16 protein-coding genes and 2 pseudogenes are annotated in these 24,499 nt (G+C 41.5%); 10 read left to right on the top strand and 8 right to left on the bottom strand.

Going from position 1 to position 24,499, the window contains the following annotated elements:
- Nucleotides 1-281 precede the first annotated feature (281 nt).
- The gene (locus N473_RS20735; RefSeq protein ID WP_063369587.1) at nucleotides 282-740 is read left to right on the top strand and encodes a hypothetical protein; all 459 of its coding nucleotides are present in this window, start codon (nucleotides 282-284) and stop codon (nucleotides 738-740) included.
- A 42-nt stretch (nucleotides 741-782) separates the two neighbouring features.
- Here the strand turns inward: N473_RS20735 and N473_RS20730 are convergent, their stop codons facing one another.
- The 7 genes from N473_RS20730 to dinG all read right to left on the bottom strand — a co-directional run bounded on the left by N473_RS20730 (nucleotide 783) and on the right by dinG (nucleotide 6,584).
- On the bottom strand, nucleotides 783-1,565 hold the full coding sequence (locus N473_RS20730; protein WP_063369586.1) for an NPP1 family protein: 783 nt from the start codon (nucleotides 1,563-1,565) through the stop codon (nucleotides 783-785).
- Between the two features lie 116 nt (nucleotides 1,566-1,681).
- Entirely contained in the window at nucleotides 1,682-1,846 is a 165-nt protein-coding gene (rsmS, locus tag N473_RS26020) for a pleiotropic regulatory protein RsmS (protein ID WP_081221321.1), read from the bottom strand.
- Nucleotides 1,843-2,115, bottom strand: coding sequence for a late competence development ComFB family protein (locus N473_RS20725; protein WP_039608629.1), 273 nt, complete (start codon nucleotides 2,113-2,115; stop codon nucleotides 1,843-1,845). Before N473_RS20725 ends, rsmS begins: the two co-directional genes overlap by 4 nt.
- A gap of 114 nt (nucleotides 2,116-2,229) precedes the next feature.
- A complete protein-coding gene (locus N473_RS20720; RefSeq protein ID WP_063369585.1) occupies nucleotides 2,230-3,135 on the bottom strand; it encodes a histone deacetylase in 906 nt (301 codons plus the stop codon).
- A gap of 1 nt (nucleotide 3,136) precedes the next feature.
- Nucleotides 3,137-3,736 (bottom strand): primosomal replication protein, encoded by a 600-nt coding sequence (locus tag N473_RS20715; protein WP_063369584.1) that lies wholly within the window; start codon nucleotides 3,734-3,736, stop codon nucleotides 3,137-3,139.
- Entirely contained in the window at nucleotides 3,733-4,512 is a 780-nt protein-coding gene (locus N473_RS20710) for a sulfite exporter TauE/SafE family protein (protein ID WP_039608632.1), read from the bottom strand. The genes N473_RS20715 and N473_RS20710 overlap by 4 nt, the downstream gene beginning before the upstream one ends.
- Nucleotides 4,513-4,514: 2 nt before the next feature.
- A complete protein-coding gene (gene dinG / locus N473_RS20705; protein WP_063369583.1) occupies nucleotides 4,515-6,584 on the bottom strand; it encodes an ATP-dependent DNA helicase DinG in 2,070 nt (689 codons plus the stop codon).
- Nucleotides 6,585-6,649: 65 nt separating this feature from the next.
- Between dinG and N473_RS20700 the strand changes: the two genes are divergently transcribed.
- The 6 genes from N473_RS20700 (at nucleotide 6,650) to N473_RS20675 (ending at nucleotide 20,643) form a co-directional block, all read left to right on the top strand.
- Nucleotides 6,650-8,980 (top strand): DNA polymerase II, encoded by a 2,331-nt coding sequence (locus tag N473_RS20700; RefSeq protein WP_063369582.1) that lies wholly within the window; start codon nucleotides 6,650-6,652, stop codon nucleotides 8,978-8,980.
- A gap of 494 nt (nucleotides 8,981-9,474) precedes the next feature.
- Entirely contained in the window at nucleotides 9,475-12,120 is a 2,646-nt protein-coding gene (locus N473_RS20695) for a TonB-dependent receptor (RefSeq protein WP_063369581.1), read from the top strand.
- 760 nt (nucleotides 12,121-12,880) lie between these two features.
- A complete protein-coding gene (locus N473_RS20690; RefSeq protein ID WP_063369580.1) occupies nucleotides 12,881-15,688 on the top strand; it encodes a TonB-dependent receptor in 2,808 nt (935 codons plus the stop codon).
- Nucleotides 15,689-16,386: 698 nt separating this feature from the next.
- Nucleotides 16,387-19,233 (top strand): TonB-dependent receptor domain-containing protein, encoded by a 2,847-nt coding sequence (locus N473_RS20685; protein ID WP_063369579.1) that lies wholly within the window; start codon nucleotides 16,387-16,389, stop codon nucleotides 19,231-19,233.
- A gap of 98 nt (nucleotides 19,234-19,331) precedes the next feature.
- Nucleotides 19,332-19,583, top strand: a complete 252-nt coding sequence (locus tag N473_RS20680; protein ID WP_063369578.1) for a hypothetical protein — start codon at nucleotides 19,332-19,334, stop codon at nucleotides 19,581-19,583.
- Nucleotides 19,584-20,397: 814 nt separating this feature from the next.
- On the top strand, nucleotides 20,398-20,643 hold the full coding sequence (locus N473_RS20675; protein ID WP_063369577.1) for a hypothetical protein: 246 nt from the start codon (nucleotides 20,398-20,400) through the stop codon (nucleotides 20,641-20,643).
- Nucleotides 20,644-20,885: 242 nt separating this feature from the next.
- On the opposite strand, the gene N473_RS20670 is transcribed toward N473_RS20675, so the two are convergent.
- On the bottom strand, nucleotides 20,886-23,216 hold the full coding sequence (locus N473_RS20670) for a DEAD/DEAH box helicase (protein WP_063369576.1): 2,331 nt from the start codon (nucleotides 23,214-23,216) through the stop codon (nucleotides 20,886-20,888).
- A 104-nt stretch (nucleotides 23,217-23,320) separates the two neighbouring features.
- Here N473_RS20670 and N473_RS20665 point away from each other — a divergent pair, with 104 nt between their 5' ends.
- The 3 genes and pseudogenes from N473_RS20665 to N473_RS26015 all read left to right on the top strand — a co-directional run.
- Nucleotides 23,321-24,157, top strand: coding sequence for a M90 family metallopeptidase (locus N473_RS20665; RefSeq protein ID WP_063369575.1), 837 nt, complete (start codon nucleotides 23,321-23,323; stop codon nucleotides 24,155-24,157).
- 53 nt (nucleotides 24,158-24,210) lie between these two features.
- Nucleotides 24,211-24,375: pseudogene (locus N473_RS20660) on the top strand (zinc-dependent peptidase); the annotation flags it as partial.
- Between the two features lie 46 nt (nucleotides 24,376-24,421).
- A pseudogene (locus N473_RS26015) lies at nucleotides 24,422-24,499 on the top strand (zinc-dependent peptidase); the annotation flags it as partial.

The following is a 24,499-nucleotide window of genomic DNA, read 5'->3' as shown; positions in this document are numbered from 1 at the left end:
CCAATTGACGATTGATACATATATAAAAAGTTGATACGAAAATGGGGGATTGGACAGTAAACTATCGAGATATTGATATAGGTTAAACATTATATTCTTCGCAGAAAGTTTAGCTGTATCTGCTATCAGCGCTAGACTAGAATTGCGTTAATATATTAGGAACAGCCTTTTGACATCGAAGCTTGTGATAAAGGAGTAGTATAGGACGTCAAAAAGGCAGGTTTAAGGACAAACAAGCAATCGTACTTAGATGTATTAATACTGTTGGAAGGAGTATCTTCATGTTTGTTGCTTTGAAATGGGACCATCAAATCGGTGCTCATTTTGTGTCTTGGATCGTGGTTGAATGTTCTGCTGTACGTGAAAAGTTTGGATTACCGCAGGCCATCCCGCCGCGCCGCGATATAGCCTACTTTGTTAATCCACACACTGCGGAGCAAGATGCGCAGGCATTTGCAGATCATAAAAATGGTGTCACAAGTGTCTTGTGTAAACAAGATTATTCCCCTTATTTGTCTGATCATCATGGCTATGCCCACTATCAGTGGGACCACACTTATCTCGAGGAGTTAGTGAAGCATGCCGTTCTATATTGGGAAGATGGGAAACACCTCGCAGGCGCTCCGCTGAGGGATGACGTCGCGTACTTTGTCTGTCCTTATGAATCTGAGTTGGATAGTCAGTTTTTTGCACAGTATAAGCTGATGATGGCTGGCCAGTGCTTGTTGCACAGTGCTTGAAGTATTGGAAATGTGAGGGCAAGTTGTAGCCCTCACGAACTTTTAAAGATCTTGTGTTGAAAAAGTTGGGTAATTATCTGGTTTGAAACGATTTAAGTTGAGTAAAAAACGGCTGTCTTTGACAGGTAAAGTGGCAGAGCCGTAATCATAGGTATTGAGCTTGTCACGCAGAGCTTGATTACTGATCCCATCTCCTATCATGTGAGACCAGCTGATGATAGGAGGGGTGACAAAGTATCCATAATTGTTTTCGGCCACTTCATTGGGTTTGGCAAATCTAAACGCGTGTGTTAGCAAGCCATCTTTATGGTAAACAATTTTCAAATGTCCATTTTCGAAGGGAAGTTGATTGGCTGGCTTTGTATATAGATCTCCATGGGCACTGTAACTTCCATGTGTCACACTGCCATCTATGGTCCAAATAGCGGCATACTCCCAATCATGGCGATGCCCGCCGCCAAGATATGGAATGATCTGATCTTTTTTGAAATATAAAGCGTAAAAGTGAGCGCAAAACTGCCCCACATTGGTCGTTTTACACGCATATCTATGGACTGTATTTGACGTTGATAAAAACTCCCTATCACGGCAACTGCCACCCAGTGCGCCAGAGGTTTTCAGCCCAGAGTTTTGTTGCCCTGTCCGACTTATCCCTGCACTTGGGAAACAGCCATCACCGTCAAAGTCAAAAACGGGCTCTGTGTTATTAATTACATAACTTGGTGGGAGCGCCTCGTTGAGGGCGGCGAAGTCATTCGCTTTTATACTGGTGTTATAAGTAATGCAGCTAAGCAAAAGTGCTGAATGAATCATTTTGTTGGTCATAATATTCCTTGTTATTGACGATATAGCGTTATCAGAGTGTGTATATACACATGATAAACATGTATCTTATCGCCATAATATGACCAAATGTGTTTTAAATGTTAAAAGTTAAGTTTTTACTCAGCTCCGGCATCGACTTTTTGCTGATAATCTTGTTTGACTATTTCAAGTGCATCTAAGACTTGCTGAGGGGGTACTTGGTTTTGTTCTAATAGCATTATCAAATCGATAGCGAGTTTTACATGTTGTGGAGCTTGGTCTAGTGAGGAGGGATTACTCATGTGTTAAATTGTCTCTTTTTGGATACTTGCTCTACAGCTACTTCGATGGCGATCTTAACACGCTCTTCCATTTGTTGTCGCTCAGCCTGAGGCAGGTAAAATTCCATATCGACATCATATCGAATGTAACGAGCAGGTAATTGATTGAGGACCGTACAACAGAAATCAGCCATGACGTTTTCATCGTATGTCTCATGTAACTTCCGCTCCACGATTTGTTCGAGCATAATTTTTTCATAATAATTATGTAAATCATCATGCAGTTTCATAATATCACTTCCCCCCTTTTTTACACTATAAAGTTTATATCATAAAAGTTGACTGCGCGACTTAACGGTAAGGTAAAATTTGTATGGACACATACTAAAACTAAATGACAAAGCCTATTTGGTGAGAAAGTGGGATGAGGCTAAGGCATTGAAAAGTTGCTGATGCACTGTGACTAAACTGTCGGTATTACGCTGGTAACCACCGCCTAATGCACACATTAGAGGGAGCTGATGCTGATAGCAATAGTCTAAAATGATTTGCTCACGTTCTAACACACCTTGAAGTGATATATCGAAGTGCCCTAGTTCGTCTTTGTGGAATATATCAGCTCCCGCATTGTATAATATAATGTCAGGCTGATGGACCCGCACACACAGTTCCAAGGCTTGCTTTAGGGTAGTCAAATATTCACTGTCTTGTGTGCCTGAGGGGAGGGCAAAGTCATAATCTGAGGTTTCTTTAAATCTTGGAAAGTTCTGTTCGCAGTGAATTGAGCAGGTGATCACATCGCGGCGTGATTGTAAAATGGCCGCTGTGCCATCACCTTGGTGAACATCACAATCTAAGATCAACACATTGTCGACCAGTTCAGTGTCTAACAACTCACACGCAGCAATGGCTAAATCGTTGAAGATACAAAAGCCTGTCGCTCTGTCTGCAAACGCGTGATGATATCCACCTGCTAAATTCGCTGAAAAACCATGTCTTAACGCATACTTTGCTGATTCAATGCTCGCGCCAACAGAGGTGAGAGTTCGCTCAACTAATCGATCGGACCACGGAAACCCCATACGCTTGATGTCAGTTTGGCTCATTGCGCCAGTGCAAAATGCGTGGATATACGTTTCACTATGGCAGCGAACAAGTTGCTGCATAGAGGCTTTATTACTCACAGGTCTGATATATTGGCCCAACCCCATCGCTTCAATATACGATTTGAGCTGCTCATATTTACAAATAGGAAAGCGATGTTTAGGGGGAAGTGCTAGCTTACTGTAGATAGAGTCGTAAAACAGCACGTTAACGATTACCCTGTTTTTCGAGCTGTTGTATTTTTTCTTCGGTGGCAGAGATGGCCTTGCGACAGCGTCCTAAACGGGTATGAAGTGCTAGAATTTCAGCGTTGAGCTTTGCATTTTGTTCTGCGTTTGCGCCATCAAGTTGCGCACGACGACTATCAATCATATCTTGTAGACGACGTTCAAACTCATGGTTTTGTGACAGCTCCTGATAAAGCTCATGGGATGACTGCATAATGCGTTGCACTGCTTTTTTAAATACTTTGGCTTTTTTAGGTTGGCTGAGTTTATTTTCTTTGGCCCACACGGGGGTGGATTTAAGCACTTTAATGATGGCCTGCATTTGCTCCCCGACTTGCTCTACAGCAAATTGATAGGCATGGCGATTTTGTTCTGGGGGCAGGTTTTTAAGTGTAAGTTTTATTTCGTCGACATAATCACCGAGTAATAGGCTTTTTGTATGGAACAAGTGACTATCGAATAAACTTGGCTGATTTTGGATATAGCGGTTTTTATCAAACCACTTTGCATTGTCAAACTGGTGCGCCTGCGTGCCCAGTTGTTCAAGTTTACTGTTGAGCTTAACCAGTGCTCTGCTCATGATATATATGCCTCAAAAATGAGCTTGCCTGCTAATATTATGACCACAGTATTAAATATAGGCTTTATTAATTTACTGCCAAACTTAATGGCTGAGTGAGCGCCAATCCATGCACCGAGCATGAGAAATGCCCCCATGGTGATCCCTAATAAGAAATTGACATGTCCTAGCGCGACGAATGTGATCAGGGAAATAAAATTTGACACAAAATTCATTGAGCGCGCCAAGCCACAATTTAAGAGTAAACTCATTTTATACAGTAAGCTGTTTGAGGCAGTCCAAAAGGTGCCCGTTCCAGGGCCTGCTAAGCCATCAAAAAAGCCCAGTGATAAACCTTGTAGCCATTGTTTTACTTTCAACATAGGCGTTTTTTTAGGCAGAGTGTTTAGTTCCGTAGAGCTCAGACTGCCAAATAAGCTGTATAAAGCGACGATGATGATGATCACAGGCAAGAGCTTATTTAAAAATTCAATACTCAGCTTATCTACAAGTAGTGTGCCTAGGATGGCACCTATGGCTGTTGCTAACGTAGAGGCTGCCCAAAAGCGTGGATTAAAAAGCTGTTTTTTATAATAAGTAAAACTGGCAGTGAGTGACCCGAAACTGGCCGCTAATTTATTGGTACCCAGCGTAACATGAGGCGGCAACCCCGCAGTTAACAGTGCAGGTACAGTTAGCATGCCTCCGCCACCTGCGACGGCATCAATAAAACCAGCTGCCAAAGCAACTGCACATAAAAGTGCCCATGTGAGTGGGTCAAAAGCGAGTTCTAGCATTCTTAATCTATTTGTCTAGCAAAGGGTGGCAGCGTATCAAGCATGGCTTTTCCGTAACGTTTGGTTACAAGACGCCTATCAAGTATCGTAATGCGACCAGAATCAGTTTCCTTGCGCAGCAGTCTACCACAGCTTTGTACTAATTTCTTTGCAGCATCAGGTACAGTAATAGATAAAAACGGATTTCCGCCTTTTGATTGAATAAACTCAGCTTGTGCTTCTTCAACAGGTGAGGTTGGTACGGCAAAAGGAATTTTGGTAATAACTAAGTTCTCTAGATATTTACCAGGCAGATCTAGTCCTTCGGAGAGGCTTTGTGTACCAAATAAAATACTGCCGGCACCCAAGTCAATGGCTGCTTTATGGCGGCTCAATAAAGCCTCTCGTGACATTTCGCCTTGTACTAGAATATTCAGTTTCTTTTTACGTAGTGCAGTCACAACATGATCCATTTGCCAGTAAGAGGCAAACAACACCAAATTGGCTTTTTTCTTATCCAAGTATTGCGGCAATGCGTCGGCCAAAAAATCACTGAATGTTTGATCTGTTGGTTCAACGGCTGTTTTAGGCAAATGCAAAGTCGCTTGTTGCTGATAATCAAACGGTGAGTCAGCTTTAATAAACTTCACTCCCTCCTCGCCAGTTAACCCTCCTTCTCTAGAAAAGTGATCAAAACTGCCAAGTGCAGTCAGTGTCGCAGAGCAAAGCACAGCGCCTGCACACTCTCGCCAGAGCTTGTCTTTTAAATAAAACCCGACATCGATGGGGCAATCACACAATAAATGGTCATGATGGTTTTTATATTCCATACGTTTAATCCAGCGTGCATGCGGGGTGCTTTCCCCTTTCGCAGCATAGCTAAACCATAACTTATTAAGCTGTTCTAGTCGGTTAATATATTGACCACTCTCTACCAACAGTGGATCAGCGAGAAATGCCTGCACGTCGCCATCTGATACATCTGTTGTCAGTGCATCATGCATTTTATTGAGTGCCCGCAGTGCATCAAGGGTGGCATCAGCAATGTCTTTTGCTTGAGTCGTAAGTGATTCCGGCACATCCCCATTTATAAATCGATAGGTATCACTATCATTGTATTCGAAGTTTGCTTGATCAAGGCTGTCACGCACCGTCCTTAAGTATTTACTGGTGTCGTTTGCAGCATCATTGAGCTTAAAGTTCTGTCCGATGGCTTTTTGCGAGACAATGGTGTTGGCCATTTTACCGCTAAATTTTAATAATTTTTCAAGCCACTCAATGGTGCCTTTGATGGTTGCGGCGGCCGATGAAAAGTCACGTGTAATGTGCGGCAAATGATGAGCTTCATCAATGACGTAAAACGTGTCTTCAGGTTCTGGTAATATCGTACCGCCACCCAATTCTAAATCGGCGAGTAGTAAGGCGTGATTAATCACCAGTACATCCATTTGAGCAATTTTTTGTCGTGCCAGGTGAAAAGGACATAAATGATGTGATTTCATCTGACGCTGACAGGCATGTTTATCGCAGGCAATGAGGTTCCATACTTTGTCTGGAATGGTATCTTCCCAGCTATCACGATCGCCCGCCCATTGTTTATTTTGATATGCGTTGGCCAGCGTCTGAAGACATTTTTGCTCCATGTCAGTCAGCGGTGATGATGTAGTCGGAACCAGAGACATTTGCATATCATCTTCATTCACTGCAGCCATTAATTTTTGAACACAAATATAGCGCTGGCGTCCTTTCACTAAATCAAACTTAAAGTCGATGCCGCTATGTGCTTTGAAAAAGGGGAGCTCTTTTTCAATTAACTGCTCTTGTAAGGCTACGGTTGCGGTAGAAATAACGAGCTTTTTCTTTTTTGCTAGCGCTAAAGGGAGTGCGCCTAAGCAATATGCCAATGACTTACCAGTACCAGTACCCGCTTCAATGACACAGATACGTTGTGATTTGTGGTATTCACCAGCGAGTGTTTTTGCTATTTCAGCCACTAGGTAGTTCTGGCTACTACGAGGACGGTAGTCCTCCAATTGCTGGGCGATATTTTGATGGGCATGACGTACGGTTTTTTTTAATGAGTCTGACAACATGTGGATCGCCTAAGCAAAAAAGTATGGATATAATTACAGGGGTGTATTTTAGGCGGGGTTAACAATTGGCACAAGCAGTATATCCGGGCTTTATTTTGTCTCGGCAGCAAACTTCATATAAAGGCAGGATACGATTGTGTTACTGGTTAAAGACACAGCAAGGCGTAATCAAAGCATTTATTGAGCAAGAAAAGAGTGTGTTTTTTGTCAAGCAATCGCATCAAGGTCAAGTAAGGCACAGGTTAGAGCAAGCTGGCTGCCAGTTTCAATTGACAGATGTGCCGCTAACACATTTCGATCAATCAGCTGTGTGTGCCATCTACTTTACCAGCTTAAGTGACTTTTATACCGCCAAGGAAACACTGAACGGGCATGTGCCAATGTATGAAGAAGATATCCGCCATGCTGACAGGTATTTGATGGAGCGATATATAAAAGGCGGCGTTTGGGTTACAGGCCAACCCATAAAGCGCAATGGTTATCTCGAGTTACAGCATGCGAAGTTAAAAGCGCATCCTACCTTTGTGCCTAGTTTAAATATGTTGTCATTGGATATTGAATGCAGCGGTGATGGTGTCTTATTTTCAGTAGGCCTCGTGTCTGGTCAAGATAAAATTGTAGTCATGATTGGTTCTGCGCAGCCAAGCGATATGAATATTGTTTGGGTTGACGATGAAATTGCGTTATTGCATAAGTTGTGTGCGTTAATTGTACAGTTAAATCCTGATGTATTGATCGGTTGGAATGTCATTGATTTTGATTGTGTCGTGCTACATGAACGCGCTCAAGCTTTGGGTGTCACCTTGGATATTGGCCGTGATGGCGAAGCCATGCATGTTTCTAGAGGTAATTTCACGCGTGTGCTGATCCCTGGTCGAGTGGTGATAGATGGTATTGATACGATGAAAAACGCCACATACCACTTTGAAACATTTAAATTGAGCTTTGTCGCTAAAGAAGTACTTGGGCGAGATAAATTGATCAGTCAGGATAATCGGTTAGAAGAAATTGTTAGACAATTCCATGAAGACAAGTTGAGCTTAGCAAAATATAACTTAGAAGACTGCCAGCTAGTATGGGATATATTTCAGCAACAGTCACTGCTTGATTTTGCGATCGCAAGAACACGATTAACCGGTTTAGAGCTTGAGCGTATGGGAGGCTCTGTTGCAGCCTTTACAAACTTATATTTACCACTTTTACATCGCAGTGGTTATATTGCGCCGAATTTAGGTGAGCATGGATTGAACTTTGATAGTCCAGGTGGCTATGTGATGGACTCTAAGCCAGGATTATATCAGAACGTCCTAGTACTAGATTTTAAGAGTCTATATCCCTCTATTATACGGTCATTTTGTATTGACCCCATGGGACTTATTGAAGGTGGCAAAGATGATGCTAGTGCCATTCCAGGGTTTAATAAGGGGCTATTTTCACGAGAACACCATCACTTACCACAGCTTGTTGCGCAGCTTTGGGAGGCGCGTCATCAAGCTAAGCAGGAAGGTGAGCAAATGCTACAGCAGGCAATAAAAATTATCATGAATAGTTTATATGGTGTGCTGGGCTCTAAAGGGTGTCGCTTTTTCGACCCAAGGTTATCAAGCTCAATTACCATGCGCGGGCATGAAATTATGCAAACTACGCGTCGTTGGATTGAAGAAATGGGTTATGAGGTGATATATGGCGACACAGATTCAACGTTTGTTAAAGTCAATGATGATTTGAGAGGTGAATCTTGCCAAAGTATTGGTAATACACTGATGGAAAAAATTAATGCTCGCTGGACGAACGAGCTTAATGAGCGTTACAAATTACAGAGCTTTTTAGAGATTGAGTTTGAAACTCATTACAGCCCATTTTTTATGCCGACGATCCGAGGCCAAGAAACTGGCTCGAAAAAGCGCTACGTAGGTCAAATCGAGAAAAACGGGCAACCTGAATTGGTATTTAAAGGGATGGAGACCGTACGCAGTGATTGGACGAGCATTGCAAAAGACTATCAACAAGCGTTGATCAGAGCGCTATTTGATGGAAATAATGTCACTAACATTACAGAGTACTACATTAGCTTAATCACATCAGGGAAAGTGGATGATAAGTTGATATATAAAAAGCGGTTGGGTAAACCACTCGATGCCTATGTCAAAAATATTCCGCCTCACGTGCGCGCAGCAAAAGAAGCAACGCGTTTAGGGCTTGTTAATGGTCTTGGTAAGGGGAGTCAAATTGCATACTATATTAGCCAATCAGGCCCACAGCTTTTTATTGAAGATATTAAGCAGCTAGATTATACCCACTATATAGAAAAGCAAATTTTACCTATTTACAGAATGCTACCGAATATAGATGAAAATGCCATCAACTTAGCAGGTCAACGTTCTTTTGATTTGTAAACGTCAGGAAGCGATTTTTTATCGCTTTGTAATATTCGAGATTTTACCGTACAGCAGATAGTCAATCGATAAAATTGCGTTTACCGTGATGTAAATGCCAATGCCCACTTGTGCAAATTTTTTGTGTTAAACCGAACTTGCTGGTCAAATTGTACCCACTTAAACCAAAAATAAAAATATTTTTATTAACGCGATTGTCGCTTGCCTTTTTTAACGCGATCAAAACTTGCTTTTTTATTGTACATCTCGCCTGTGAATTTGATTAATAATTTAATTCATATTGTAGTAAGTGTTTATTAACTTCAAAACTATATTAAAAATAGATTCTTTTGTGTTTAATTCTTGTTAGTGAGTGTTAACTCGCTCTTGTTTGACGTTTAACATGAGTCCCGATTAGTATCCATGCCGAATTTTTAAAACCGGCCACTAGAGCCAGAAATAAAGACTTATAAAACTCAAGCTTATTGCACTGCGGTAAGCCCAGGGAGAATCTCATGTTGAACACTAAAGTAACTAAGGCTGTGCGCATTGCACTAGCATTTGGTGCTGCTTCTTCAGCTGCATTTGCGACGAATGCTGTGGCTGCAGAAGGCGCAGAAAAAGTAGAACGTATCGAAGTAACTGGCTCACGTATCAAGCGTGTTGATATGGAAGGTGCAAGCCCTGTTGAAGTAATCTCAACTGCTGAATTTGAAAGCCAAGGCCGAGTATCTGTTGCTGAAGCACTACAAAGCGTTACATCTAACAGCTTTGGTTCTATCACACCATCGTCAGGTAGCAGCGCACAATCTCAAAACACAGTAAGCCTTTTAGGCGCTGGTGCTGGTCGTACACTGGTATTGGTTGACGGCAAGCGTTTAGGTGGTTCTCCATCACTAAATGGCGGTGGTGCAAACCTAAGCTCAATCCCAATGGCAGCGGTAGAGCGTATTGAAATCCTAAAAGATGGCGCATCAGCTATTTACGGTTCTGACGCGATTGCAGGTGTAATCAACGTTATCCTTAAGAAAGACTTCGAAGGGGCAACGTTTGATATTCAAGTAGGTCGCCCAGAAGCAAAAGGTGGCGATACTAAACAAATGTCTCTTTCATTTGGTGTAAGCTCTGACAAAGGTAACATCACTTTTGTATATGACCACCAACAGCGTGGTGAGATCTTCGACCGTGACCGTCCTTATACGTCTGCAACAATGGAAGACACAAACGGCGATGGCAAAATCTCAATTTACGATGAAACAACAGGTATTAGTTACTTCGGTGCAACTGTAAAAGGCCCTGATGGCTACCTAGCTTCACCTAAATGTAATGACCTAAAAGAAACTGTTCCTGGTTTTGTTGGTGTACTTGACCAAGGTTCAAGCCTAGGTGGTATTGGCAAGGGTGAAGTATGTGGTTACGCATTTGCTGACGTTTCAGCTAACTCTGCATCAACTAAACGTGACTCAATCATGACTAGCGTAACATATGAGCTTACAGACGATATTGAGCTATATGCACGTGGTATGTTTAGCCGAAATGACTCTTTCGGTCGTTATGCACCTCCAGCGGCATCTTGGAGAGGCATGGCTGCTGACAATGAGCATAACCCGACTGATGAAGTTGTTAATGGTCAGTTCCGTTGGTATCAACTTGGTAACCGTGACGGTGAAGTAACAGATTATCAGCAAGACTACCTGTTAGGTCTTAAAGGTATGTTCGGCGATTCAGCTGAGTGGGAAGTATCTTATCACAAAGCTAAGCTAGATTACCGTACAGCTGGTCGTTACTACCTAAGTTACTCAGGTCTTGCATATAACCAACAAAATGGTATCGATATGGGCTCTGAAGAGGGTATCGATAACATGCGTGCGACTACGTATACAGAGAACCAAAGCGAGCTAGACCACTTCTTCGCAGGTCTTGGTTTTGAATTTGGTGAGTTACCAGGTGGTATGATCGGCCACTACTTTGGTGGTGAGTACTTCGAAGAAGTACTTCAGTCTAAATATGATGCGCAAAGTGAAGCGAAACTTATCGGTGGTAGTGCTGGTAGTTCAGGCCTAGGTGAGCGTGATGTAACTGCTGTATTCTATGAAATGCAGATGCCTGTATTTGATAATCTAATTGTAAGTGCGGCATACCGTTACGATGATTACAGTGACTTCGGTAGTGTAGGCAACCCAAGTATTAAGGTTGAGTACCGTCCAATCGATGACCTACTTATTCGTGGTTCATACTCAGAAGGTTTCCGTGCACCAACACTTAAAGAGCTGAATGCAACTGACTCTGAAGGTGCACCTCAAGCGACAGACTATGTGCTTTGTGCACAACAAGGCACAACTGCTTCAGAATGTAAGCAGCGTGGATTTGAAGAACTAAGACAAGGCAACCCAGACTTAGGTCCTGAAGAATCAACTTATGTTAACCTAGGTTTTGTTTACTCTGGCTTCGAAGATGTATCTTTCAAAGTTGATTATTTTGAGCTTGAAATTGAAAACGTCGTGTCTTTAATCACTGTTCAAGATCTAATTTACATCGAGAACGCTGGCAAGCTGGGCGAAATCACAACTAAATTCCCTCAAGTTGATATTCAGCGTGATGCGAATGGCGCTGTAGACGGTAAAGTTAAAACACTTTACGCAAACGGCTCTTCTATGTCTCGTAAAGGTTTTGACATTGACCTTTCATACAAGCTAGATACGAGCTTTGGTGAATTCAAGTTCAGAAACGTAACAACGTTACTGACTGAAGTAGGTGAAGACGTATACTTCTCTGGCCCAACAGGTAATGAGAAAGGTGCTCCTGAGCAACCTGAGTGGCGTTCACAGTTCACGGTAAATTACACGCTGGATAACGTGGCGATTAACTGGACGACAGATATCATTGCTGATACGTATGAGACTGCATATGTGAAAGCGGAATCACGTGATGGTGAATTAGTACCTGTGAAAGCGTACGAAGATAACATTCCAACGTTCGTTACACATAACTTAAACATGAAGTACTTCACTGAAAACTACGGTACGTTTACTCTAGGTGCACGTAACTTGTTTGATAAAGAAGTGAACTACGATGATAACGGTAATTACATTGATTACTCTATCTATCACACAGCTCACATCGGTCGTGAAATCTTTGCAGGTTACAGCATTAGCTTCTAAGCTATTTGCCTAACTTAAAAAGTTTAAAAACCTCGCTATTTGCGAGGTTTTTTTATGGCTGCCTTTCGCACTTTCCCACTCTAATATCCTATTTAACTTTCTGCAGCCGCAGAGCCGTTAATAAACTGAGCTCCATTTCGAATTCAACTCATAGTATGTTTTTTATCGAGTAGTGCTACTAGCTCTATTGGTTTAATTATTTCAATAAAATCTATTTTGGCTTAAAAAACATCTAAAACCATCTTTTTTTGTATCTATTTTGTTGCCATGTTTTTTTAAGGTTTACTTTGAGTGGGTTTGGACCTGTTTGTTTACCATTTATTATCAGTGTAGGCTTGTTTACACATGTTTAACCTTGTGGTTTTTGAGCTTTAGCTGTATCTAAATTATTGATTTTATTGTGTTTTTTCTTTTGCTTTTAATTCGCCTCAGTTTTTTTGTGTACCTTTATTGTGTTTTTCGATCTAATCGGGTGGTTTTTTGTTTTTGTTGTTTATTAATTTTTTGTCTTTATTTTGGGTTTAAATAATAAAAACCTTTAAAAACATAGGTTTGTTGTTTTTGTTGTGTTTTTTTTGTAACTTTTATTGTGTGGTGATGTTGATTTTTTCAGGTATAAGTGCAATAAAATTGTTGACGCTTAGGGCAGGGATTGTTTAGTATTTCTGCACCATGTTGCTTTAAGTGCAACAATAAAAAAATTGGCTTACGCCATTTATATAATTATAACCACTCAAAAGAGTGGTCCAGGGAGATTCAAATGTTAAACAATCAAGTAACCAAGGCTGTGCGATTAGCATTGGCTTTAGGTGCTGTATCAGCATCCGCTTTTGTATCTGCTAACGATGCAGGTGAGCAAGAAGTGGAGCGTATTGAAATTACGGGTTCTGCAATCAAGCGAACAGACCTTGAAGGTGCGTTACCTGTAGATGTAATCGATGCAACAGATATTGCAAAGTCTGGCGTAACAAGTGTGCCGGATTTGATCGCAAACATTCCATCAATGCAGGGTTTTACAGCTGCTGGTGAGTCTGTCGGCGGTGGCGGTGGTGGTATTCAAACTGCTTCCCTACGTGATTTGGGCGCTGAATATACGCTTGTTCTTATCAATGGTCGCCGTATGGCTTCGTCTGACTCAGGTTCAAGTATTGATATTAACTCAATCCCTTTATCAGCGATTAAGCGCGTTGAAATCCTTAAAGATGGCGCATCTGCACTATACGGCTCTGATGCGATTGCAGGTGTTGTAAACTTTATTCTTAAAGATGACGTGCAAGAGACAACCATCAGTGCACGTTATGACAAGCCAAAAGATACGTCTAGCTCAAACTTCTCAATCACGACAGGTTTTGGTGATTTAGGCAGTGATGGCTTCAACGTTATGGTGAGCTTTAGCCGTGATGAGCAAGACAACTTAAGATCTGTAGACCGCGATTTTGCAAAAACTGGTTTTGTTCAATTTGAGCACGCTGGCCAAGATTTAGTAGCGATTGCGGGTTCTTCAAATGCGATCCCTGGTAACGCTTACGTGACTTATAACACGCGTGACGAGGCTGGAAATTTAGTTTTAAATGACGCTGGCAACAATGTTACTAAGACTTACGCATTAAACCCTTATAAAGAAGCAAATGGTTCTTGTCACACGACAAGTGCACCATCTGGTAATGCATGTCAGTTTGACTACACGAGTACATTAGAAATTCAGCCAGAGAGTGAGCGTAACAACTTATTCTTACAAGGTACGTTTGCAGTAAACGACGACACAGAAGCATATGTGACAGCGTCTGCTTCAGAATTCCAAATGACTACGCGTATTGCACCTTACCCAACAGGTACATTTACACTGGCTAACGATTCACAAATCGTGAAAGATAATGTACTTCCATATCTTCCTGATAATGTGCTAGCAGATATGACGAAAGTTGCTGCTCGCTGGCGTGTACTTCCAGGTGGTAATCGTACGGACGAATATACGGCAACAACAACACATTTTGTGGCTGGTTTACGTGGTGACTTTGGCGAGTGGAACTATGATCTAGCCGTTACCGCGTCTGATGCAGAGCGTGAGCAAGTTCGTATTACTGGTTACCCATTAGAGAAAGAGTTCATTGAACTTGTTACATCTGGTGAAGTAGATATCTTCGCAGATCCTGATTCACTCACTGATGAGCAAAACACAGCTGTTAGAAACACGATGTTTAATGGTTTGTGGGACACAACCGAAACTGGTTTGTTCGCTATTGAAGGTAAAACATCAGGCCCAATCGCAGAGCTGGATGCTGGTACAGTATACATGGCTGTTGGTTTTGATTACCGCATGTCAAACTACTCACTGACTAATGGTGAAGGTCAAAATGCTGAAGTCGTACTATTTGAATCAGCTGGTGAAGAGTTTGATTTAGAGCGTGACAGCTACGGTGCATTTGCTGAAGTCGTAGTACCTGTACTTGAAAACTTAGAAGTAACAGGTTCATTACGTTACGATGAAATTGGTGAAATCACAGACTCTAAGCGTACTGGCAACCAAACTGTTAACGACAGTGCTGACGATACGACATATAAATTGAGTGTTTCTTATCGTCCTAATGACCAATGGTTGTTGCGTGCTTCATATGGTACTGGTTTCAAGATGGCTACAATGCGTGAAATCGCAGAGCCACGTGTTGAGTTTGGTGTAACAGCATCACCTTATGACTGTCCAGCTGGTTTGAGACAAGAAATTGCACAATTCTGTTACTCTGACAAACTTCAGTACGATGTATTCCGTGAAGGTAATGCAGGACTTAAGCCTGAGACTTCTAAGCAGTACACATTTGGTTTTGTATGGTCTGGCGATCAAGGCACAAGCTTTGGTATGGACTACTGGAACGTACAGATGGAAAACCAGGTTAGACGTCTAACTCAGAACCAAATCTTTGGTGACCCAGTAACATACGCTGAGTGGTTCACGACTAAGATTGACCAAGGTACAGGCGATACAGTTGTAGCGATCATCCAAGCAGCTGACAACGTGGGTGAGTCAAGAAACTCAGGTATTGATTGGCACTTTGATTTCACAACAGAATTTTCTTTCGGCACACTTAAGTCTCAATTAATGGGTACTTACATGCTTGAAAGTGAAAGCTTGCGTGTTGGTAGTGAAAATATCTGGGATTCTAGCTTAGGTAAAGTGGGTACTAACGAAGCTGTTACATTCCGCAACATCGTGAACTTTAATAATACCTTCACGCATGGTGATTTCACACACAGCTTGAATATTAAGGCTCGCAGTGGTTACACAGATGCAGCAGCAGATGTAAGTTTCTATGTAGCAAAAGCTGATGATTGGAATGATGCTGTTGATGGTAGCGTAATTCAAAAGCATATCCCAGTATATATGACAGTTGATTATCGCTTAGCATATGCTTGGGGCGATAACGCAAATGTAAGCTTTGGTATCAAGAACTTATTTGATAAAGAGCCGCCATTTACGCTTAACGCAGCAGCGGGTCACCAGGTTGGTTATGACCCACGCTATGCAGACCCGTATGGACGTACTTTCTACCTACAAGCTGATTACACTTTCTAATATTAGGACCCTTGGCTCTAGTCTAACCTAGAGCCAAGTTACGAATTTAGAAGGAAAATATAACATGTTGCAGCATTTATAACTTTATTCATAAACAACGCTTAGTGAATTTATGTAAAAAAGGTAGATGCCATGTAGCTGAAGTTTCAGCTTGAAATATTCTCGTCTAAAAAACCTGCATCCGCAGGTTTTTTTTTATTTATTTTATTGTCATTTTTGTACCTATTTGTGTTCAAAATGTTCACGAAGTTAATTTTTATGATTTATTCGTCTGGCTTTATTTTGAGCGTTTGACGTGTTTTATTTCTTCTACCCCTTCCCGTGTTAAATTTATTATTTATTTTATTTCTAGGTTTTTGATACTCATTTTTTTCAATTAGAGGTCTGTTTTTATTTGCTTTTATTTTTTGATTTTGATTTTTTTGACAAAATAACAAAGCGAAAAAAAAGCTTGTTTAGAGCAGTGTTTAGTTAGATTGTTTGTATTTATAACGGGGGTCTTTATAAATTTTACTTGTTGTGTTTTGTGCAATTAATATGTGTATTAACTCATTTTTACAAGCTTGCATGGGTATTTACTTTGTGGTTACTATACTTGCGTTGTTACATATAAGGTACACATAAAAGTAACGTGTTTAACCTTGTATTGAATGCATAATTAAAATAAAAGCTTTGTCAAAAGCCCAGGGAGAAATTGAATGTTAAATAGTAAGATCTCAAAAGCAGTACGCTTAGCGATCGCTTTTGGTGCTGTTTCAGCAACTGCGTTTAACGCAACAGCTGAAGAACAAAAAGAAATCGAAAAAATTGAAATTACAGGTACTAGTATCAAAGGTACTGACCTTGCAGGTGCACTTCCTGTTGACGTAATTTCAGCTGAAGACATCAAAAACACTGGTGTTACAAGCGTAGGTGACCTAGTTGCCCAAATCCCTTCAATGCAGGGTTTTACTACACCAACATCTACAGTTGGTGGCGGCGGTACTGGTGAAGCAACTGCATCACTTCGTGGTATCGGTGATGCTTATACGCTAGTACTTTTAAACGGTCGTCGTATCGCACCAATGAACTCAGGCAACACAGTTGACCTTAACTCAATTCCTCTTGCGTCAATTGAGCGTGTAGAAGTTTTAACGGATGGTGCTTCTGCACTATACGGTTCTGATGCAATCGCGGGTGTAATCAACTTCATTCTTAAGTCTGAAGTAGACCAGTCTACGCTTTCTGTACGTACAGACCGTCCTCAAGATGGTGGTGATTCTTACAACCTATCTTTCACAACAGGTTTTGGTGATTTCGATCGTGACGGTTATAGCATTGTTGCTTCACTTAGCTACGATAAAACAGAAATGCTTCGTTCAAAAGACCGTGATTTTGCAAAAACTGGTTTCTTAGAGTTTGAACACGATGGCGAACAGTACTGGGAGCTAAACGGTTCTTCTAACGCAATCCCTGCTATCGCAAACGTATTTATTGGTACTCGTGATGAAGAAGGTCGTCCGACTGCAGGTTCTTACACACGTGTATTCAGCCCATACTATCTTGACAATAATACCTGTGCTCCAAACACAGCGGTATCTCCTTTCGGTAATGCCGGTGGTGTTGACTGTGTATTTGACTACACAAGCACATTAGAAATCTACCCAGAAAACGAACGTGCAGCGCTTATCCTTCAAGCTGATTACACAGTAACTGATGACATTCAAGGCTTTGCAACATTCTCTTACACAGACTTCTCAATGACTGGTCGTATTGCACCTAACCCAACAGGTGTACTACCAATCGGTACTGATAGTGTGTTGTTTGACAAGTATATTGAAAAACACCTAACAGACGAAGAAAAAGCAAATGCGACAGAGTTTGGTGCTTCATGGCGTGCTCTTCCAGGTGGGAACCGTACGACTGAAAACAAAAATACTGGCATCAACTTAATTACTGGCTTTGAAGGTACTCTTTTCGACCAAGTTGATTTCAACACTGCTTTCGTTTACTCAACAAATGAGCGTGAAGAGCACATCAAAAATGGTCACTTCAACCGTTCTAAATTTGCACCTACTATCGCATCAGGTGCTATCGACGTATTCTTAACTCCTGACCAGTTCATGCAGGACCAAGCATCTGTTGACGCACTTGAAAGCGTACAGTGGCGTGGTCTATGGAGAACAATTAAGACAGAAGTGTTATCATTCGATTTCCGTGCTTCACAACCTTTATTCGAATTGCCAGCTGGTGAGGTGTACATTGGTTATGGTATAGATGCTCGCGAAAACTCATACGAGCTTACTCGTACTGAAGCACACGTTAATCGCGTTGCAACGCCTCAACCAACTTCATTCGACTATGACTTAAGCCGTACGTCTTATGGTGCTTTCACTGAGTTCCAGGTACCAATCCTTGACGACTTAAGTGCTAACCTTGCTATTCGTTACGATAATATTGGTAAGGTTAAAAACAGCGTTGCTGATAACAATAATTACACGTCTGCAAACGACACAACTTACAAGTTCAGCGTACGTTACAATGCGACAGATAACTTAGTAATTCGTGGTTCAATCGGTACTGGTTTTAAAGTTGCCTCTCTTCGTGACTACGCACAGCCTCTTTCAGCGAATGGTGTGACGGGTAGTAACTATACTTGTCCTGATTTAGGTGACCCTTCACGTGAAGGATTCTGTCCTCCAGGTACAACACAGTATCAAGCATTCTTCAAAGGTAACCCTAACCTAGCTCCTGAGCAGTCTGAGCAGAAGTCACTAGGTTTTGTTTACTCTCCAACAACTGATACAACAATCCAATTTGACTATTGGAGTGTAGAGATTGAAGACCAGGTACAAGCACCTGACTTTGATTATATGTTCCAGAATGTTGGTTTATTCAATGATGCGTTTGTTGTTCACACAAGCCGTGCCGATGACAACCAAAAGCTATTGAGTGTCGAGCGTAGTTCGCTTAACCTTGGTAAAAATGAAACTGCGGGTATTGACTGGAAATTTGAGTTCAACAATGAGCTAAGCTTCGGCCAGCTGAAGACGACTTTACAAGGTACTTATATCACTAAGTCTACGTACACAGCGCCAGGTGTTGTACCTTATGACTGGAGATCAAGCCTTGGTCAATACGGTACTGATAACGAAGTTGTATTCAGAAATATTGCTACATTCCAAAACGTGCTAACGCATGGTGACTTCTCGCATACACTTCGTCTAAGCTATAAGTCTGGCTACCGTGACGACCGTGTTGAGGTATTTGCAGGTACAATTGCTAACCCAACAATGGAAGAAGTGTTCGACGAAGATGGCGTTGGTAGTAATCAGTTTGTTTCAGAGCACGTACAACTTCAAATCCCTTCATACGTGAAGACAGATTATAAAGTTGATTACTATGGCTTAGAAGACACAGTGATTACACTTGGTGTTAACAACTTATTTGATGTTGAGCCTCCGTTCTCACTAGGTGATCCAGAAGGCCACCTTGTAGGTTATGAAGGTCGTTACTATGACCAGCTGCTTCGCACTTTCTACCTAAGTGTTGATTACAGCTTCTAATCTGAAGTTTAAAAAAGGCCGCATATACTGCGGCCTTTTTTATCCAAAATAAAAACAATAAATAATCAAACTAAATCCAATTTAAAAAGGAAGGAATCATGAAATTAAAGACACTTTTACTTTTGGCTTTTTCAAGTACATTTTTAATTGCGTGTAAAAGCAACGATAGTGGTGCGACTGCAAATAGCAAGGCTGATAAGGGTTATCGCTGCAAGCAAGTAAGGTCGCTTGGTTCGAATATTCCCACCACATATTGTTCTACTAAAAAACAAAGGGCAGAAGCTCGTGAGCAAGCAAAGCGAGATTTGCGTGATGCTCAAAGAGTATCGACAGTTAACAGTGGAAACTAACGCTAGATACTAGAACATAGGCGGAACTGCATTTTTCCGCTCGCTTCACTTAAAATCTATTCTCACATCTTCTCTTTTTCCGAAAGGCATTGCTGTTTCTATTTTAGTGCATTTGTTATTTAGACAATAGCTAGTGCCTTTATATTCGCAAATATAGACACATCTATTACGTGTAGTGTGAGCCTATGCATTGACGCTTTAATACGGTTTTTTCTTTCATGTAAGTATGAAAGTTACATCAAATCTAAGCAACTAAAATTGGATGTTATGCTTGGCCATTAGCTTATTCATACAGGGCTAGACAATTATATTATTGTTAGAGGTTTACTTTAACGCCATCTTGAATTGTAAGCTTGCTATAAACTAAGAGATGTCTTTTATTTAAATATTAATAACAGCAACCTGCTTTGTTGACGGTTGTTTTTTGTTTTAGTATAAAATGTTAATGGTTTTATTTTAAATGCATGCTAGGTACCGCTTGGAGTAGGATGTCACTATATTTGCATTGGAATTTAAAGCTGTATTTAATGAATTTATGGTGTGTTACTGTTTATTTAACTAAGTTTGGTTGGTTTCGATCTGTATTCTACTTTGTTGTTTATAAATAAACAGATTTTTATTGGTGTAAAAATATAAGCGATATAGCTCTTACAGAATGGGTTTACTGGTTCATGGTTTTTTTAGAGTAAGTGAGACTTTTTCTAATAGGTTAATTTGAGTCTGGCTTTATTTCATATTTTCAGTGTTATTTGTTATAGGTTGTGCTTTTAAGTATGAAATTAGATATAAACAAAGTTTAAAAGGAATGATAAAGATGAAACTTAATGTTCTTACTATTTTGGCTGTAACGAGTGTTTTCTTAGTGGGCTGTCAAAGCAATGATGGACAGAGTAAAACAACAGATTCAGGGTATCGTTGCGAACAAGTGACGGCTTTGGGCTCAAATATTCCAACTAAGTATTGCTCAACCCGCAAGCAAAGAGACGAGACTCGTAGGCGTGGTGCTGAATCACTGCGAAACTCTCAGAAGCAAATCTTAACTGGAAATGATGGCCGATAATAATTTTAGTTAGTAACTCTTATATTAATAATTGCTGCTTATCTAATATGTATAGCTAGCTTTTCCTTCTTTTACTATCGCCTTGGTGGATGCGAGTGATTAGGTTTTTAAAATCCAAATGGAGAAGGTGAAATCTTTTAAATAAAAATAAATAAGGTTTGTTGTTTTTTGAATTTATTTGTAATTAAAGTAATGGAGGGTTACCCCTCCATTAAAATTTAAAGTTGTTTACTCATGGTTTTTTACCTAATATCAACGACTTTACTGGCTTTTTTATATTGTATTTTAAAGCCTTGAAAGCTTGGCAGTTCCCATCTTTTGGGCGAATCTTTTCTATTACCCGTTTGATATTCTAATAAAATTCTTTTTGATAAAAAGTTATACGTTACTGACATGCTTAATTCGGGCAGTGTGACTTTGATAGGGTGTTTTTCAATAAAAGGCGCTAATATCCAACTTTCTATGGCTTGAAAATATAAATCTTCTGGTTCAATTAGCTCTAGGTCTTCAAAGTGAGTGACGCCCAGCTCGGACAACCTGCTTTCTAAGTACTCCTCTGGCGCGGGTACTATGTCGCTTATTTTCTCGTATTGATAGTATAAAGCATGGTATGCGAGCGACTCTTCGAGTATGTCACTAACACCGGGATACAACTGTCCGCTTTGAATTAGCATACGACAAGCGGGGATCAACATATCACCTTCTGCATGACTTACTTTGGTCGCCAGCGAAACGCCTGCATAGATTAGGTTATATTCTATTTTTATCTGCCCATCTTCTATAAATGCATGAGTAATATGCTGTTCACCTACTCCTAATTCAACTAGCATTTTAATCGGCAATGGCGCGGCAAGTGTTGCCATGGTCATAGCTTGCTTTGTGCCCTTGCCTGCTAAAGCGAAGGTATCGAGTACCAGCATTGCCTGAGAGCGTTCATCTACTCGAGAGGTATTGGAAGGAGATATTTCCATGTGACCGTTTCCAAAACCGCCTCTGCGGTTTTGTCGCTTTATGAATATCCACTCTGGGCGGGCCTCTGCGATGGCTTTGATAAGGGCGTGGCGATCGTAGCTAGCAGCCTTATCAAGACTTGGCAGTGAAAATGCTTCTCTTAACTGTTCACTAAACTGCTTGGCTTCGGTTAGGGCTTCTGGTTCTGCTTGAACAATCCCATCAAGCTTTCCTCTTATCAGCGCGATAGCAAGTTCTGCATCGCATTGATTAGGAAGTAGTAAGTTTAGTTGCTCTAACTGTTCAAGGTGAGTCGGTAGTTGGTAAACACGTGCTGGCACAGAGATAACAGCGATTAAGTCAATCATGGCCTGTTTAAGCGCGCCAGAGGGCATTTTGTCAACTAAATATCCAAGTTCAGCATCGACTGGGAGCGGGTATAGTAGTCGACCGAGGCCGGTAGCACGTTGGTCATCGTCAATGGCACCGATGCTATGGAGCGTTGAAATTGCGCGTTGCTTTGACGTCTCTGGCAAGGGATCGATAAAGGGCAATGAGTCAACGCCTTGTGCAGCGCACCCTGCTGCGAGTACAAGCTCGGTGAGCGCTTCGCGTTGAATTTCTGGTGGTGTACGGTCTATTAAAGGGGCATATTGGCCGTACAGGCGAATGCAGATACCTGCTTGGGTTCTGCCTGCGCGACCGAGGCGTTGTTTTGCTGAATCTTGCCCTATAGCATCTAATCCAAGTACGGTTTTGCCATTTCTCAAGTGTGTGCGGCGCTCTAATCCTGAATCAATGACACAGGTAACATTTGGAATTGTCAGAGATGTTTCTGCGACATTGGTGGCGAGTATGATGCGTTGCGTTGCTTGTTGCGATAGAGCAAGTTGCTGATGTTGCTTACTACAGCCGCTGTACAGCGGGACAATAATGACTTCGAGAGATTTTAAGGCTGCGGCACAGGCGATAATTTCTCCTTTACCTGGCAAAAACACCAAAATATCGCCTTGCGTGTCTTCAAGCGCTTGTTGGCAGGCAAAGACTACGCGCTCTGTCAATCGGTCTTTACTAGGCATTGCACGCTGATCTTTTGCGATAAAGTCTTGCTCTACCGGATACATATTGCCTTCGCTATGTAAAATGGGCGCTTCAAGATAGCGGCTCAAGCTCTGTGCATTAAGCGTTGCGGAGGTGAGTACTAACCGGTGTTCAGCATGTTGCTTGAGCAGGGCGAGCAACAAATCCATGTCCCAACGCCGTTCATGAAATTCATCCAGCACGATGTGTGAATAATCGGCTAATTTATCTTCAAAATACCATCTTAGTGCGACACCGGGCGTAACAAATACGATATCCGTTTGCTCATTAAATACGGTTTCAAAACGGATAGCATACCCCACCTTGTCGCCTAGTTGTGAGTTGCATAAGCTAGCGACATATTCAGCAAGCGATGTACACGCAATTCGCCGTGGTTCGACAACCAATACTTTTCCCATAGAGGCTGCCCAGATAGGCAGTTGTGTTGATTTCCCGGAGCCTGTGGCTGCGGTCACGACAACATCTTGCTTTGTGATGGTGGCTAGAAATTCTGACTTGATGGATTCAATGGGCAAGGTCATGGCTGTTTTTTATTCGGTACTTTTTTGTCGATTTTATCAAAAAACGATTGAAAAGGGACAAGAGTGAACACACTTAAATAAAAAAGCACAGTAATTGAGCAAGTATGATAAATCTTATGTTGATCGTGTTCTTAGTGGTGTTTGTGGTGGCCTATTGGTACCTCAATGACATCAGGCGCTACTTTTGGCACAAAAAATACCAGCAGCAAACTCTGTCACGAGCAGATAAAAAAATATTGCGCAAATACATGCCTATTTATCGCAACATGACAGATGCTGATCGTACGCGTTTAGAGCAGCACATCATTTGGTTTTTAGGTGAAAAGCGTGTGATTGGACGTGACGGCCTGCAAGTGACAAGGCCGATGTCGTTAATTATCGCAGCGGATGCCTGTTTATTGGTGTTAAATCAAACTTGGCCTTTATACCCCAATGTTAAAGAAGTACTGCTATATCCAAGTCAGTACTATGCGCCGCAAACCAATAAAGACAGTGCTGGGTTAGTAAGCTATCACACTGCTGTGAGGCAAGGCGAGTCTTGGCCGGGTGGTACCTTGGTGCTCAGTTGGCATGATGTCCTCGAGGGTAACCGCTTACCCGGGGATGGCCATAACTTGGTGTTTCATGAGTTTGCTCATCAATTGGACCAGCAAGCTGGCAATACCAATGGCACGCCAGAGCTGCCAAAAGGGATCAGTTACCAGCATTGGGCTGATGTGCTAAGTCGTGCCTATCGTCAGCTAAAAACACAGTTAGCGTATCAAATGCCGCACGTAATCCATGAATACGGTGCGACGAATGAAGCAGAGTATTTTGCCGTATTAACGGAGACCTTTATTGAAAAGCCAGTTGAGCTAAAGCAAGAAAACCCAGAACTGTTTAACCTGTTAGTAAGCTATTTTAGGTTTGACCCCAGAGATTGGTTGGGTAGAGCGGTGTAAAACTGGTAACCACAAACGGGGTCAAGTTTGCGTATCAAATGCTCATCTGCTTTATCCATGAATACGGTGCGACGAATGAAGCAGAGTATTTTGCCGTATTAACGGAGACCTTTATTGAAAAGCCAGTTGAGCTAAAGCAAGAAAACCTAGAACTGTTTAACCTGTTAGTAAGCTATTTTAGGTTTGACCCCAGAGATTGGTTGGGTAGAGCGGTGTAAAACAGGTAAAGGGGTCAAGTTTACGCATCAAATGCTCATCTGCTTTATCCATGAATACGGTGCGACGAATGAAGCAGAGTATTTTGCCGTATTAACGGAGACTTTTATTGAAAAGCCAGTTGAG

Source organism: Pseudoalteromonas luteoviolacea CPMOR-1, assembly GCF_001625685.1.
Taxonomy (GTDB): domain Bacteria; phylum Pseudomonadota; class Gammaproteobacteria; order Enterobacterales; family Alteromonadaceae; genus Pseudoalteromonas; species Pseudoalteromonas luteoviolacea_K.
The sequence above is the reverse complement of the archived record's forward strand: the minus strand, read 5'-3'. Positions and strand labels throughout refer to the sequence as shown.

What these genes read in the sequence shown, in the direction of transcription:
- N473_RS20710 (WP_039608632.1), bottom strand. Translation starts at nt 4,512, where the DNA reads ATGCTAGAACTCGCTTTTGACCCACTCACATGGGCACTTTTATGTGCA.
- dinG (WP_063369583.1), bottom strand. Translation starts at nt 6,584, where the DNA reads ATGTTGTCAGACTCATTAAAAAAAACCGTACGTCATGCCCATCAAAAT.
- N473_RS20680 (WP_063369578.1), top strand. Translation starts at nt 19,332, where the DNA reads ATGAAATTAAAGACACTTTTACTTTTGGCTTTTTCAAGTACATTTTTA.
- N473_RS20735 (WP_063369587.1), top strand. Translation starts at nt 282, where the DNA reads ATGTTTGTTGCTTTGAAATGGGACCATCAAATCGGTGCTCATTTTGTG.
- N473_RS20675 (WP_063369577.1), top strand. Translation starts at nt 20,398, where the DNA reads ATGAAACTTAATGTTCTTACTATTTTGGCTGTAACGAGTGTTTTCTTA.
- N473_RS20665 (WP_063369575.1), top strand. Translation starts at nt 23,321, where the DNA reads ATGATAAATCTTATGTTGATCGTGTTCTTAGTGGTGTTTGTGGTGGCC.
- N473_RS20725 (WP_039608629.1), bottom strand. Translation starts at nt 2,115, where the DNA reads ATGAAACTGCATGATGATTTACATAATTATTATGAAAAAATTATGCTC.
- N473_RS20715 (WP_063369584.1), bottom strand. Translation starts at nt 3,736, where the DNA reads ATGAGCAGAGCACTGGTTAAGCTCAACAGTAAACTTGAACAACTGGGC.
- N473_RS20730 (WP_063369586.1), bottom strand. Translation starts at nt 1,565, where the DNA reads ATGACCAACAAAATGATTCATTCAGCACTTTTGCTTAGCTGCATTACT.
- N473_RS20685 (WP_063369579.1), top strand. Translation starts at nt 16,387, where the DNA reads ATGTTAAATAGTAAGATCTCAAAAGCAGTACGCTTAGCGATCGCTTTT.
- N473_RS20670 (WP_063369576.1), bottom strand. Translation starts at nt 23,216, where the DNA reads ATGACCTTGCCCATTGAATCCATCAAGTCAGAATTTCTAGCCACCATC.
- N473_RS20690 (WP_063369580.1), top strand. Translation starts at nt 12,881, where the DNA reads ATGTTAAACAATCAAGTAACCAAGGCTGTGCGATTAGCATTGGCTTTA.
- N473_RS20695 (WP_063369581.1), top strand. Translation starts at nt 9,475, where the DNA reads ATGTTGAACACTAAAGTAACTAAGGCTGTGCGCATTGCACTAGCATTT.
- rsmS (WP_081221321.1), bottom strand. Translation starts at nt 1,846, where the DNA reads ATGAGTAATCCCTCCTCACTAGACCAAGCTCCACAACATGTAAAACTC.